The organism is Mesorhizobium prunaredense (genome assembly GCF_900156895.1).
Taxonomy (GTDB): domain Bacteria; phylum Pseudomonadota; class Alphaproteobacteria; order Rhizobiales; family Rhizobiaceae; genus Mesorhizobium; species Mesorhizobium prunaredense.
This window is the reverse complement of sequence record NZ_FTPD01000027.1, coordinates 39,188-51,781: the sequence shown is the minus strand read 5'-3', so window position 1 is coordinate 51,781 and position 12,594 is coordinate 39,188. Positions and strand designations below refer to the sequence as shown.

The following is a 12,594-nucleotide window of genomic DNA, read 5'->3' as shown; positions in this document are numbered from 1 at the left end:
TCTGATGGCAACCCCGCTCGTCGTCTCCGATGTCGCCAAGAGCTTCACCATGCATCTGCGCGACGGCATCAGACTGCCTGTCGTCGCCGGCGTGTCGTTCTCGATCAGGAGCGGCGAATGCGCCGTGCTCGGCGGCCCCTCCGGCGCCGGCAAGAGCTCGATCCTGAAGATGCTCTACGGCAACTACGCCGTCGATGCAGGCCAGATCATTGTCCAGCACGAGGACGGGCTCATCGATCTGGCGACGGCCAGCCCACGCATGGTGCTTGCCGTGCGCCGCCTCACGATCGGCTATGTCAGCCAGTTCCTGCGCACAGTGCCGCGCGTCTCGGCGCTGGATGTCGTCGCCGAACCGCTGGTCGAGCGCGGCGAGGACCCTGACGTTGCGCGCAACAAGGCACGCGCCTTGCTGGCGCAACTCAACCTGCCGGAAAAGCTCTGGATGCTGCCGCCGGCGACCTTTTCCGGCGGCGAGCAACAGCGCGTCAACATCGCGCGCGGCTTCATAACCGAGCACCCGATCCTGCTACTCGACGAGCCGACCGCTTCGCTCGACGCCAGCAACCGCGACGTGGTGATTGCGCTGATCGCGGCCAAGAAGGCGGCCGGCGTCGCCCTGCTTGGCATCTTCCACGACCACGACGTGCGCGAGGCAGTGGCCGACCGCGTCATCGACGTGACCGCTTTTGCCGCCGGGAAAATCGCCGCATGACGCGGAAACTGTCGGAAACGCCGCTGGTCCACGAGACAGCGGAAGTCGAGAACTCGACGCTCGGCCGCTGGACTGAGATCGCCGAACGCTGCCGGGTCTCGGAAAGCACGCTCGGCGACTATTCCTACATGATGCAGGACTGCAGCGCCTGGTGCGCGACGATCGGCAAATTCGCCAACATCGCCGCCAGCGTGCGCATCAACGCCACCAACCATCCGACCTGGCGGCCGACGCTGCACCATTTCACCTATCGCGCCTCGGACTATTGGGACGACGCCGAGCACGAGAGCGAATTCTTCGCCCAGCGCCGCGCCAGGCGGGTCACCATCGGCCACGACACCTGGCTCGGCCACGGCTCGACCATCCTGCCCGGCATCAGCGTCGGCGATGGCGCAGCGGTCGGCGCCGGCGCCGTGGTGTCGAAAGACGTCGCGCCCTACACCATTGTCGGCGGCGTGCCGGCCAAACCGATCCGCGAACGCTTTGACCGCCGCACGGCGGGACGCTATCAGGCACTTGCCTGGTGGGATTGGGACCATGCCCGCCTGCGCGCCGCGCTCGACGATTTTCGCGCGCTTTCGGCGGAAGCATTTCTGGAGAAATACGGCAGTTAGTGAATGGTGAATGGTCAATAGTGAATGGCGGCAGGGACGCCGTTCTTATCACCATTCACCATTCACCATTCACTTGATCGAACTGCGGCCGCCGGCTCGCCCCTTTCAGGCTGTGGACGGTAACAAAACTGACATCAATCCGACACCGCGGTTTCACGCGGCTGCGCTAGCCAAGGTTAACAGACCTTCAACTGCGACTGGACTGGAACTTGCCTATGTCAGCAACCTCAGCCACGCTCGAAATCCGCGGCGTCACCCGTCGGTTTGGCAGGAACACCGCCGTCAGCAATGTCGACATCTCGATCCCTCAAGGCCAGATGGTCGGCATCATCGGCCGCTCGGGCGCCGGCAAGTCGACGCTTTTGCGCATGATCAACCGCCTCATCGATCCGAGCCAAGGGTCGATTTTCTTTGACGGCGCCGAAGTCTCCAGCCTGCGCGGCTCGCTGCTCAGGCGCTGGCAGCGCGATTGCGCCATGATCTTTCAGCAATTCAACCTGGTGCCGCGCCTCGACGTGCTGACTAATGTGCTGCTCGGCCGGCTCAATCACCGCTCGACCCTTGTCAATCTGCTCGGTGTCTTCTCCCGCGAGGAACGGGCCGAGGCGATCGCGGCGCTCGAACGTCTCGACATCGCCCGCACGGCGCTGCAGCCGGCCGGCACCTTGTCCGGCGGCCAGCAGCAGCGCGTTGCGATTGCCCGTGCCATGATGCAGCAGCCGAAAGTCATCCTCGCCGACGAGCCGATCGCCTCGCTCGACCCGCTCAACGCCAAGGTGGTGATGGATTCGCTGCAGGACATCAATCTGCGCGAGGGCCTCACCGTGGTCACCAATCTGCACACGCTGGATACCGCGCGCACCTATTGCAACCGCATCATCGGCATGGCCGCCGGCAAGGTGGTGTTCGACGGACCGCCCGAAGAGCTCAACCGCGAGGCCGTGCGCATGGTCTATGGCGCCGACAGCAATGGCGGTGAAATCTCCGAGGCGATCACCTCGACCAGCGTCGCCATCAAGCAAAAGATCGCCGCATCCGCCGGACCGCTCGAGCCGGCATTTCCCGGCTACTAGCTCCAAAATCCCGGAAGTGGATATCGGTATACGAGTATACGAAAGCAGACGACGACAGAGCGCCCGGACCGCCAGTCCGCATCAAGGCCGGGCGTAAAAACGCTTCCGGCGCGACGCCGGAACCAACAGGAGAGACGCGAAATGTTTAGAAAAATACTTTTCGGTGCCGTTTCCATCATCGCCATGGCGGTGGGCGCGGTTCAGGCACAGGATCTGAAGGAGTTCCGCGTCGGCATTCTGGGCGGCGAGAACGAGGCCGACCGCCTGCGCAACTACCAGTGCTTCGCCGACCACATCAAGCAAGTCCTCGGCGTGGAAAAAGTTTCGCTGTTCCCGGCCGCCGACTACGACGGCGTCATCCAGGGCCTGCTCGGCGGCACGCTCGACTTTGCCGAGCTCGGCGCTTCCGCCTACGCCAAGGTCTATCTCGAAAACAAGGACGCGGTTCAACCGATCCTGACGACGATCCAGACCGACGGCTCGACCGGCTACCGTGCGGTCATGGTCGCGCGTGCTGATTCCGGCATCAAGACGCTCGCCGACATGAAGGGCAAGAAACTCGGTTTCGCCGATCCCGATTCGACTTCCGGTTACCTGATCCCGGTCACGTCATTGCCCAAGGACATCGGCATGGATGTCAAGAGCTACTTCGCGTCGACCGGTTTCGGCGGCGGCCACGAACAGCTTGTCCTTGAAGTCCTGAAGGGCACGTTCGATGCCGGCACCACCTGGGCCTCCGGCATCGGCGACTTCAACGACGGCTACAGCTCGGGCAATCTGCGCAAGATGGTCGACAAGGGCGTCCTGAAGATGGATGACCTCGTCGAACTGTGGCAGTCGCCGCTGATCCCGAACGGCCCGCTGGTATTGCGTACGTCGATCGACGCCAGCGACAAGCAGAAGATCACCGATTTCCTGACCAAGCTGCCGGAAACCGATCCGGCCTGTTTCTCGGCGATACAAGGCGGCGACTACAAGGGCTATTCGCCGGTTACCCCGGAATTCTACCAGCCGATCATCGACGCCCGTAAGGCGAAGATCGGCTCGTAAGTAACCTGCCACAACGCCGCCGGGGCCATGAGCCGCCGGCGGCGTTGCCGCATCAGGGGCCGGGAAAAATATCGATGAGTGCGACCGACGTCTGCCGCGCGCCTGCGCTTTCACCGGTGGGAGCCACCGTCGAGCGGCACTGGCGCGACCTCGCCGCCCGCCGGCGCCTGTACACGGTCGGCGGCCTGGTTTTCCTGTTTCTTGCACTGTCTGGCTCGCTCTGGTTCGCCAACGAAACCAACGCCGGAAAGTTCTTCGACCGCCTTCCCCACGTCGCCGACTTTTTCGCCGAATTGAAGCCGCGCGACTGGTTCGACCCGGCGCGCGCGCTGTTCGACCTGCCGTCCCCCTATGACGACGGCAGCCTCAAGTTCGACTACCCGGAAGGCCGCGTCTACCTGACCCAGAGCATCTACATTCCGGAGTACTTCCACCGGATGATCGAGACGCTGAACATCGCCCTGTTTTCGACGCTGGTGGGCGCCACATTCGGTTTCCTGCTCTGCTTCTTCGCCGCAGGCAATATCACGGCCAGCCGCTGGCTCCGTTTCGTCACGCGCCGCTTCCTTGAAATTGTCCGCGCCTTTCCGGAAATTGTCATTGCCGGCTTTTTCCTGGCGATTTTCTCACTAGGACCGATTCCTGCGATCATTGCGGTCAGCATCCATACCGTCGGCGCGCTCGGAAAAATGTTCTTCGAAGTCGTCGAAAATGCCGACATGAAGCCTGAAGAAGGCTTGCGCGCCGTGGGCGCCAACTGGGTCGAACGGGTGTGGTTCGGCATCGTGCCCCAGATCCTGCCCAACTTCATGAGCTATTTCCTGCTTCGCCTCGAGATCAATGTGCGCGCTTCGACCATACTTGGCGCCGTCGGCGCCGGCGGCATCGGCGAATCCCTGCGTCTTTCGATCGGCCGGGGCCATGAGGCCAAGACCATCGCCATCGTCTTTCTGCTGTTCTGCACGATCGTCGCCGTCGACCAGCTTTCGGCATGGCTGAGACACCGTCTTGTCGGCCGGCAGGCGTTCGCATACGGGCGCGGAGAGTAGTGCAATGAATCCGGATGCCATCGACGCCATCGCCGCTCGCCACCCGGACGCTTTCCGGCGCTCGCTGTGGAAACGCTACGCCACTCCGATCGGCATCCTTCTTTGCATTCTCTACACCTTCTACTGTTCGTGGTTCTTCTCGGTCGGCAGCGTTCTCGAAAAGGCGAACTGGAACCTTGCCGGCGCTTATCTCGCCGACTGGGTGTCCTACGAAATCCGGCCCGACATCGAATTCAAGGACAATCATCTGACGATCGACTACTCCCGCTTCTCCAAGCTGGGATCCAACCCAAATCCCGACTGGGTGGCCAAGCAGATGGCCGTCATCGAGCGGCAGGTCGAGGCAGCGCCGGCACCGGCGATCGCGACCAACAAGTCGTCGCAGGATTCGTTCATGGCGCCTGGTGCGCCAACTGCCGAAAGCCCGGCCGCCCCGTCGGGCCAATCCGCTCCTGCGGTGCCTGAAACAGTGCGCGAAAACGCCGTCGTGGCGGCGACCGTCACCCTTGGCAATGGCCAGATCGCCGTCACGCCAAGCCTGGTCACCGTGACGCGCGGCGCCGAAAGCGTCGTCTTCGACATCGCCAAGGGCAGTTCTGTGACACCGCGCACACCGCTGCCTGACTGGATCGAGCAACGCAGGCCAGGCTCGACAGCCTATGTCTCGTTCGGATTTCTCGGCCGCGCCGAGGTGCAGAACGACGAGGTGGTCGCCTGGCGACGTTTCTTCGGCTGGGCCAATTTCGTGTTCGACACCAACTCGCCATTCTGGGGAAAGCCGTTCGGCGAGGTCGCTTCACTGATCGTCTCCGGGGCTCGCATCAACCCGTCGCGGTCAAACGCGGCGCTCGCCTGGGACAACATTTTGAACAACGCCGAGTGGCAGCACGGCGACGTCTGGCTGAAACTCTTGCAGACCATCGTCATGGCTTTCGTCGGCACCGTGCTGGCCTCGATCGTCGCCTTTCCGCTCGCCTTCCTGGCTGCGCGCAACGTCACGCCGAGCCGGATAGCCAACCAGGTGACAAAGCGCTTCTTCGATTTCCTGCGCTCGGTCGACATGCTGATCTGGGCGCTGTTTTTTACGCGCGGCTTTGGTCCTGGGCCGCTGGCCGGCATGTCGGCGATCTTCTTCACCGACACCGGAACCCTCGGCAAACTTTATTCCGAGGCGCTGGAAAATATCGACGACAAGCAGCGCGAGGGCATCCGCTCGGTCGGCGCCACGCCGGCAATGGTGCAGCGCTATGGCGTGCTGCCCCAGGTTCTGCCGGTATTCCTCAGCCAATCCCTCTATTTCTGGGAATCGAACACCCGGTCAGCGACGATCATAGGCGCTGTCGGCGCCGGCGGCATCGGCCTGAAATTGTGGGAGGCCATGCGCACCAACACCAACTGGGCCAATGTTTTCTACATGGTTCTGCTGATTCTGCTTGTCGTCTTCGTCTTTGACAACATCTCCAGCTATCTCCGCCGCAAGCTGATGGGGAGTGTCGCAAACAGCAATGATGAGCGGCGCGTTTCCGCCCGCCCGCCGGCAGCTCAGATCGCCTGAGAGGAAGGCTGCGTCCTAGGCGCACCAGCCTTTTTCCAGCCGCTCTTGATGTGCTTGTAGCCGTCGCGGTAGACGGCTTCCGGGCTTTCCGAAAAGTCGCGCCAGACCTTGGTGGCCGCCGCCAAATCTTTCAGCGAGCGGCCGAAGGCCTCGATCGTCAGCCAGTCGTCATAGCCGCTCTTGCGGATGGCCGAAAACGTCTCTTGCCACGGAATGTGGCCGCGCCCGGGCACGCCGCGATCATTCTCCGAAATATGGATATGGACGACATTCTTGCGGTTGCGCGTATAGGCGCCGATCGCGTCCGTCTCTTCGATATTGGCGTGGAAAGTGTCGTACATCGCCTTGATGTGCGGCCGGTCGATTGCGTCGATATGCTCCGACAGATCGTCCATCGTGTTGAGCAGATAGCATTCGAAGCGATTGAGCGCCTCCAGCCCGATGGTGACGTTCTTGTTGCCGGCATGGTCGCCGATGGCGCGTTGCGAGGCGACGGAGCGCTTTTTCTCCGCCGCCGTCGGTCCGCTGCCGGAAAAGGCGCCGAGCGTCGAATGCAGCGGGCCGCTCAGCGTTTTGGCGCCAAGCGCTTGTGTGCAGTCGATCGCCCATTTCATATAGTCGATGCCGGCTTTGCGCGTTGAGGCATCGGCCGCGATCAAATTCATCGCCGGATCGCCCATCGCCGAAACGGCGGTGCGTTCTAGCCCGATGCGGTCGAGCAGCGCGCCGAGCTTTTTGTAATCGTCCGGCGTGCCGGCAAAGATCGGTATCTCGACGCCATCGAAGCCGGTCGCCTTGATATCCCTGAGCAGCGGCTCGTGTTTTTTCGACACGGCCGTCGTCCACAAAAACATGCACATGCCGATTTTCATCGACGCCCCCTCCTCATGATTTTCGATTGTTCTCTAGAGCTTCGTCCAGGCCCCGTTCTTCTTCGACGACTTTACGCAGGCTTCGATGAAGGCCATGCCTTCGACACCGTCCTGGATGGTCGGGAAGATAACGTCCTTAGCCGGCTTGCCGCCCTTCCGGCGCGCCGCGCGGATGGCGCGGGCCGCCTCCTGGTAGATGTTGGCGAAGCCTTCGAGATAGCCTTCCGGATGGCCTGACGGAACGCGGCTGACGCGCCCGGCGACGGGCAGCGCGCCGGCGCCATTTCGAGTGATCAACTGCTTCGGCTGGCCGAACGGCGTGTACCAGAGGTAGTTCGGGTCGGCCTGCACCCATTCAAGCCCGCCTTTCGAGCCGTAGATGCGCAGCTTCAGCCCGTTCTCGTGGCCGGGCGCCACCTGGCTCGCCCACAACATGCCCTTGGCAGGGTGCGACTTGCCGACCGGCTTGAAGCGCAGCATCACATTGACATTGTCGTCGAGCTGCCGCCCCGGCACGAAGGCGTCGAGATCGGCGGAAAGCGCATCGAGCTCAAGCCCGCAGACGAAGCGTGCGAGATTGTAGGCATGCGTGCCGATGTCGCCCAGCGCCCCGCCGGCGCCGGCCTGTTTGGGATCCGAGCGCCAGGCCGCCTGCTTCTGGCCGGTGGCGGCAAGGTCCTCGGTCAGCCAATCCTGCGGATATTCCGACTGCACGATGCGGATGTCGCCAAGCTGCCCCTTGGCCACCATCTCGCGCGCCTGCCGCACCATCGGATAGGCGGTGTAGTTGTGGGTGAGGACGAAGACCTTGCCGGTCTTTTCGACCAGTGCCGCCAGCTTCTTCGCTTCCGCCAACGTCGTCGCCAGCGGCTTGTCGCAGATGACGTGGATGCCGGCTTCGAGAAACGCCTTCGCCGCCGGCACGTGCACATTGTTGGGCGTGACGATGGCCACCACCTCGATGCCGTCCGGCCGCTTGGCCTCGGCCTTGGCCATCCCGGCGAACGAGCCGTAGCTGCGCGCCGGATCGAGCCCAAGCTCCTCGGCCGAGGCCTTGGCACGCGCCGGGTCAGATGACAGGGCACCGGCGACCAGCACGAACTCATTGTCCATGCGCGCCGCGATCCGGTGCACCGCGCCGATGAAGGCGCCTTGCCCGCCGCCGACCATGCCGTAGCGGATCGGGCCGCCTCCCGTTTCCGACTTCGATGCGCCGACCATGATCTTTCTCCCTCGTCTGAAATACCCCTCCCCCTTGAGGGGAGGGTGGCCCGAAGGGCCGGGAGGGGTCGGTTCATGCCGAGCTCCATGCTCAGCGACCCCACCCCGATCCGCTGCGCGGATCGACCCTCCCCTCGAGGGGGAGGGAAAAAAGCTAGATTCCCATCATGGCGCGCAGCACCTTTTTATCGGTCGCGCCGCCGGCGAAATCGTCGAATGCCTTTTCCGTCACCCTGATGATGTGATGCTGGATGAAGGGCGCGCCTTCGGCCGCGCCATCCTCGGGGTGCTTCAGGCAGCACTCCCATTCCAGAACCGCCCATGAATCGTAGTCATACTGGGCGAGCTTGGAGAAGATGCCGCCGAAGTCCACCTGGCCATCGCCGAGCGAGCGGAAACGCCCGGCCCGGTTCGTCCAGCTCTGATAACCGGAATAGACGCCTTGCCGGCCGGTCGGATTGAACTCGGCATCCTTGGCGTGGAAGGCCTTGATCCGCTCGTGATAGATGTCGATGAATTCGAGATAGTCGAGCTGCTGCAGCAGGAAATGCGACGGGTCGTAATTGATGTTGCAGCGCTTGTGGCCGCCGACCGCGTCAAGGAACATCTCGAATGTCGCACCGTCGAAGACGTCCTCGCCCGGATGGATCTCGTAGCCGAGATCGACGCCATTGTCCTCATAGACGTCGAGGATCGGTTTCCAGCGCTTCCCCAGCTCGGAAAACGCTTCCTCGATCAATCCCGCCGGCCGTTGCGGCCACGGATAAAGGTAGGGAAAAGCCAACGCTCCACAAAACGACACCGACGCCTTGAGCCCGAGGTTCTTCGAAGCCTTGGCGCCGAACTTCATCTGTTCGACCGCCCATTGCTGTCTGGCCTTCGGGTTGTTGTGCACCGCAGGCGGTGCGAAGCCGTCGAACTGCGCGTCATAGGCCGGATGCACCGCCACCAACTGCCCCTGCAGGTGCGTCGACAGCTCGGTGATCTCGACGCCGGCATCGCTGCAGATGCCCTTCACCTCGTCGCAATAGGCCTGGGAAGACGCCGCTTTCTCGAGGTCGAACAGCCGGCTGTCCCAGGTCGGGATCTGCACGCCCTTGTAGCCCAGCCCGGCCGCCCATCTGGTGATCGACGGCAGCGAATTGAACGGTGCGGCATCGCCCGCGAACTGCGCCAGAAACAGCCCAGGACCTTTCATTGTCGACGGCATCGGCATCCTCCCTAATTATCCACGACCAAGCATAGCGCCGATTGAAAGCAGGGCCAGCCTGTTTGGTCTTTCTCGACAGGCGCTAGTGCGCACCGCCATTCTGGTATTACCAAATATGCTCATTTGGTCAAGCGCCGTCGCGCGCAAGCAGCGCTGCGCAAATCACCGGGCAGCGGGCAAATATGCCAGTTTAATCAAAGAAATAATCATGAACCGGGGCTGCCTTGCAGGATTTCTTGCCGTCCAGATGAAATTGCTGTAGACCTCTTTTCACGCCCAATTGGTCGAACCAGTTACGAAAAATGCTGGAGCGCCTTGGGGAGGAACCATGCAACGCAATCTGGGGTGCGTCGCAGGCGAATTGTTACAGGCGAATTCTGGGAAGGACAGACCATGCATCTTTCGACGCACAACTGGATGCGGGCGGAACCGCTGGAGACGACGCTCAAGCGCATCAAGAAATTCGGCTATGAGTCGATCGAGATTTCCGGCGAGCCCGGGCAATACAAGATCAATGAGACACGTGCCCTCCTGAACGAGCACGGCATCCGCTGCTGGGGAGCGGTGACGCTGATGCTGGGCGAGCGCAATCTCGCCGCCAGGGACCAGGGCCAGCGCGAGCGCTCGGTGCAGTATGTCAAGGAGGTGCTGACGATGGTGAGCGAACTCGACGGCGAGATCATCACGCTCGTTCCCGCCACCGTCGGCAAGGTGGTGCCGGACGGCACCGAGGAAGAAGAATGGGAATGGGTGGTCGACGCCACCAGGGAATGCTTTACCCATGCCAAGAAGGTGGGCGTCAAGGTCGCGATCGAGCCGCTCAACCGCTTCGAGACCTATCTGTTCAACCGCGGCGCCCAGGCGCTGGCGCTGGCCGATGCGGTCAGCCCCGAATGCGGTGTCTGCCTTGACGCCTATCACCTCCACATGGAGGAGTTTAACGTCTACGATGCCATCCGGCAGGTCGGAAACCGCCTGTTCGATTTCCACGTCGCTGACAACAACCGCTTCGCCGCCGGCCTCGGACAGATCGACTGGCCGAAGATCGTCGGCACCCTGAAAGAAGTCGGTTACGACGGCGCGTTGACCAACGAGTTCGTCGCCCCTGTCGACCGCACGCCGGCTGCTCCCTATCCCGACATGGTCGAACGCAACCCGGTCGACATCTCGCCGGAGCAGCTCAAATTCATCCAGGACCACGGTTCCAGCGTGCTCACGGAAAAATTCTACACCGACCAAATGCGCATCACCGCCGAAACGCTGCTGCCGCTGATCAAGTAATCGATCTCTGGAAACGAGCCTTTCCGCCCGACGGCGGCCCCTAACGGCGGCAAGGCAGAGGATGAACATGCGCATCAAGACTGTCCAAGCCTGGTGGGTCCGCATACCGATCGAAGCCGCGCGGCAGCACCGCAGCGACTTCGGTCAGGTGACAACGTTCGACGCCGCAATCCTGCGCATCGAGACCGCCGATGGGCTGGTCGGCTGGGGCGAAGGCAAGAATGCCGCCGGCAGCACCGGCAGCTATGGCGCCCTCGTCCACATGCTGAACCACGAGGTCGGCCCGCAGCTGATCGGCTGCGATCCGGCCGACATCGGGGTGATCTGGGAGATGCTCTACAATGGCGTGCGCCACGACAGCGCCGCGCAAAACGGCCATGCCATGCCGCAATTGGCGCGGCGCGGCATCAGCGTCGCCGCAATCAGCGCCGTCGACATCGCCTTGTGGGATATTCTGGGCAAGTCGTTGGGGCTTCCGGTCTGGCGGCTGCTCGGCGGCCGCAAGCTTGACCGCATGCCGGCCTATGCTTCCGGCGGCTGGGCCTCCACCGAGGCGATCGGCGAGCAGTTGAAATCCTATATCGCCAAGGGCGGCTTCAAGGCGCTGAAGATGCGGATCGGCGCGATGGACGGTGCTCCGCACAATTCCGCCGCCCGCGTCCGCGCCGCAAGACAGGCGCTCGGCCCCGAAGTCGACCTGATGGTCGATGCGCACGGCACCTATACGGTGGCGGAAGCCAAACGCTTCATCCATCTCGCCGGCGATCTCGATCTGGCCTGGTTCGAGGAGCCGGTCATCGCCGACGACAAGCCTGGGATGGCCGAAGTGCGGGCGTCCGGCTCCATCCCGATCGCCACCGGCGAAAGCGAAGCGACGCGCTATGCCTTCCGCGACCTCGCCACGCTCAAGGCTGCCGACATCTTCCAGCCTGACCCGGCCTTCTGCGGCGGCATCAGCGAGGCGATGAAGATCGGCACCATCGCCAGCGCCTTCAATCTGCGCTTCGCGCCGCATCTGTGGGCCGGCGCGCCTTGCTTCTTTGCCGGGCTGCATGTCTGCGCGGCTTCGCCGGCTAGCTTTACCGTCGAATATTCGCTCGGCGCCAATCCGATGATCCACGATCTGATCGAGGAGACTGTCGAAGCAAAGGACGGTATGATAGCGATCCCCGAGAAGCCTGGACTGGGATTCACCCTTTCGGAACGGTTCCTGGAGGCGCACGCGCTACGCGGCTGATCATGAAAGAAAAGAACCTTCTCGCGGAACTCGCCGCCTATCTGTTCTCGCACTCCGACAAGGCGACGGGCCGAACGCCGTCGGAGCGTGAGCTGGCCGAGCATTTCGCCGTCAGCCGCGGCCAGATCCGCGAAGCGCTGGCCATCCTTGAAGCCATGCGCATCGTCGAGCGCCGGGCCAAGTCCGGCATCTACATCGACACCAAGCAGGCCAGCGTCGAGGCGATGGCGCTTTTTGCCAGGGCCGGCCTGCCGCTCGATCCGATCCAGATCTACGAGACCGTCGAGTTGCGCAAGATCCACGAGATCAAGGCTGCAGAGCTTGCCTGCTCGCGCGCCACCGAGGAAAATTTCGAACGGCTGCGCGAAATCCTCAAGGCTTCGGAAGACCGCATTGCGGCGGGCGAGGGCCTCGCCAAGGAGGACCGCGAATTTCACCTTGAGATCGTGCGGGCAACCAAGAACAGCGTTTTTCACAACATATGCAGCGTCTATTACCTGATGGGCGAGCAACGCCTGCCGATCTACTTCAACGATCCCGAACGCAGCATGCGCTCGCATGCCGAGCACATCCAGATCTACGAGGCGCTGCTGCGCCGCGACGGCAATCTCGCCCAGGCGCTGATGAGCGCCCATCTGCAAGGCGCGGAAAGCTACTGGAAAGGCCTGATCGAGGGCGGCGGGGCAGAACCCAATAGCCCAGCGCTCGAACCGGTCTAAC

Annotated in this window: 12 protein-coding genes; 9 read left to right on the top strand and 3 right to left on the bottom strand. The window is 62.8% G+C overall.

Translation table 11 applies throughout. The features are described from left to right. Positions 1 to 4 precede the first annotated feature (4 nt). The 6 genes from phnL to phnE (BQ8794_RS21180) all read left to right on the top strand — a co-directional run bounded on the left by phnL (position 5) and on the right by phnE (BQ8794_RS21180) (position 6,053). Complete coding sequence (gene phnL / locus BQ8794_RS21205; protein WP_077380630.1) at positions 5 to 712, top strand: phosphonate C-P lyase system protein PhnL; 708 nt, start codon at positions 5 to 7, stop codon at positions 710 to 712. Then, a complete protein-coding gene (locus BQ8794_RS21200) occupies positions 709 to 1,326 on the top strand; it encodes a DapH/DapD/GlmU-related protein (RefSeq protein ID WP_077380629.1) in 618 nt (205 codons plus the stop codon). Before phnL ends, BQ8794_RS21200 begins: the two co-directional genes overlap by 4 nt. Positions 1,327 to 1,541: 215 nt before the next feature. Continuing rightward, positions 1,542 to 2,399, top strand: coding sequence for a phosphonate ABC transporter ATP-binding protein (phnC, locus tag BQ8794_RS21195; protein WP_077380628.1), 858 nt, complete (start codon positions 1,542 to 1,544; stop codon positions 2,397 to 2,399). A gap of 141 nt (positions 2,400 to 2,540) precedes the next feature. After that, positions 2,541 to 3,449 carry a phosphonate ABC transporter substrate-binding protein gene (gene phnD / locus BQ8794_RS21190; protein ID WP_077380627.1) on the top strand — a complete coding sequence of 303 codons (909 nt, stop codon included), beginning with the start codon at positions 2,541 to 2,543 and terminating at the stop codon, positions 3,447 to 3,449. 74 nt (positions 3,450 to 3,523) lie between these two features. Further along, a complete protein-coding gene (gene phnE / locus BQ8794_RS21185) occupies positions 3,524 to 4,498 on the top strand; it encodes a phosphonate ABC transporter, permease protein PhnE (RefSeq protein ID WP_077380626.1) in 975 nt (324 codons plus the stop codon). A gap of 4 nt (positions 4,499 to 4,502) precedes the next feature. Beyond that, on the top strand, positions 4,503 to 6,053 hold the full coding sequence (phnE, locus tag BQ8794_RS21180) for a phosphonate ABC transporter, permease protein PhnE (protein ID WP_077380625.1): 1,551 nt from the start codon (positions 4,503 to 4,505) through the stop codon (positions 6,051 to 6,053). On the opposite strand, the gene BQ8794_RS21175 is transcribed toward phnE (BQ8794_RS21180), so the two are convergent. From BQ8794_RS21175 to BQ8794_RS21165, 3 genes are all read right to left on the bottom strand, one after another. Further along, on the bottom strand, positions 6,041 to 6,925 hold the full coding sequence (locus BQ8794_RS21175; RefSeq protein WP_077380624.1) for a sugar phosphate isomerase/epimerase family protein: 885 nt from the start codon (positions 6,923 to 6,925) through the stop codon (positions 6,041 to 6,043). The two genes, phnE (BQ8794_RS21180) and BQ8794_RS21175, sit on opposite strands and share 13 nt — an antisense overlap. A gap of 33 nt (positions 6,926 to 6,958) precedes the next feature. Then, positions 6,959 to 8,146: a Gfo/Idh/MocA family protein gene (locus BQ8794_RS21170; RefSeq protein ID WP_077380623.1), complete on the bottom strand. Its 1,188-nt coding sequence runs from the start codon at positions 8,144 to 8,146 to the stop codon at positions 6,959 to 6,961. A gap of 154 nt (positions 8,147 to 8,300) precedes the next feature. Continuing rightward, positions 8,301 to 9,356 (bottom strand): sugar phosphate isomerase/epimerase family protein, encoded by a 1,056-nt coding sequence (locus tag BQ8794_RS21165; RefSeq protein ID WP_077380678.1) that lies wholly within the window; start codon positions 9,354 to 9,356, stop codon positions 8,301 to 8,303. Positions 9,357 to 9,749: 393 nt separating this feature from the next. On the opposite strand from BQ8794_RS21165, the gene BQ8794_RS21160 reads away from it, so the two are divergent. The 3 genes from BQ8794_RS21160 to BQ8794_RS21150 all read left to right on the top strand — a co-directional run bounded on the left by BQ8794_RS21160 (position 9,750) and on the right by BQ8794_RS21150 (position 12,593). Then, positions 9,750 to 10,637, top strand: coding sequence for a sugar phosphate isomerase/epimerase family protein (locus BQ8794_RS21160; RefSeq protein WP_077380622.1), 888 nt, complete (start codon positions 9,750 to 9,752; stop codon positions 10,635 to 10,637). A gap of 67 nt (positions 10,638 to 10,704) precedes the next feature. Continuing rightward, on the top strand, positions 10,705 to 11,874 hold the full coding sequence (locus BQ8794_RS21155; RefSeq protein ID WP_077380677.1) for a mandelate racemase/muconate lactonizing enzyme family protein: 1,170 nt from the start codon (positions 10,705 to 10,707) through the stop codon (positions 11,872 to 11,874). Between the two features lie 2 nt (positions 11,875 to 11,876). Next, positions 11,877 to 12,593 (top strand): FadR/GntR family transcriptional regulator, encoded by a 717-nt coding sequence (locus BQ8794_RS21150; RefSeq protein WP_077380621.1) that lies wholly within the window; start codon positions 11,877 to 11,879, stop codon positions 12,591 to 12,593. The last annotated feature ends 1 nt before the right edge of the window (position 12,594 follow it).

Excerpts from the sequence above, each read along its gene's own strand:
- BQ8794_RS21170 (WP_077380623.1), bottom strand. The coding sequence starts at position 8,146 with ATGGTCGGCGCATCGAAGTCGGAAACGGGAGGCGGCCCGATCCGCTAC.
- BQ8794_RS21165 (WP_077380678.1), bottom strand. The coding sequence starts at position 9,356 with ATGCCGTCGACAATGAAAGGTCCTGGGCTGTTTCTGGCGCAGTTCGCG.
- BQ8794_RS21175 (WP_077380624.1), bottom strand. The coding sequence starts at position 6,925 with ATGAAAATCGGCATGTGCATGTTTTTGTGGACGACGGCCGTGTCGAAA.
- BQ8794_RS21150 (WP_077380621.1), top strand. The coding sequence starts at position 11,877 with ATGAAAGAAAAGAACCTTCTCGCGGAACTCGCCGCCTATCTGTTCTCG.
- BQ8794_RS21200 (WP_077380629.1), top strand. The coding sequence starts at position 709 with ATGACGCGGAAACTGTCGGAAACGCCGCTGGTCCACGAGACAGCGGAA.
- BQ8794_RS21155 (WP_077380677.1), top strand. The coding sequence starts at position 10,705 with ATGCGCATCAAGACTGTCCAAGCCTGGTGGGTCCGCATACCGATCGAA.
- BQ8794_RS21160 (WP_077380622.1), top strand. The coding sequence starts at position 9,750 with ATGCATCTTTCGACGCACAACTGGATGCGGGCGGAACCGCTGGAGACG.
- phnE (WP_077380626.1), top strand. The coding sequence starts at position 3,524 with ATGAGTGCGACCGACGTCTGCCGCGCGCCTGCGCTTTCACCGGTGGGA.
- phnD (WP_077380627.1), top strand. The coding sequence starts at position 2,541 with ATGTTTAGAAAAATACTTTTCGGTGCCGTTTCCATCATCGCCATGGCG.
- phnC (WP_077380628.1), top strand. The coding sequence starts at position 1,542 with ATGTCAGCAACCTCAGCCACGCTCGAAATCCGCGGCGTCACCCGTCGG.
- phnE (WP_077380625.1), top strand. The coding sequence starts at position 4,503 with ATGAATCCGGATGCCATCGACGCCATCGCCGCTCGCCACCCGGACGCT.
- phnL (WP_077380630.1), top strand. The coding sequence starts at position 5 with ATGGCAACCCCGCTCGTCGTCTCCGATGTCGCCAAGAGCTTCACCATG.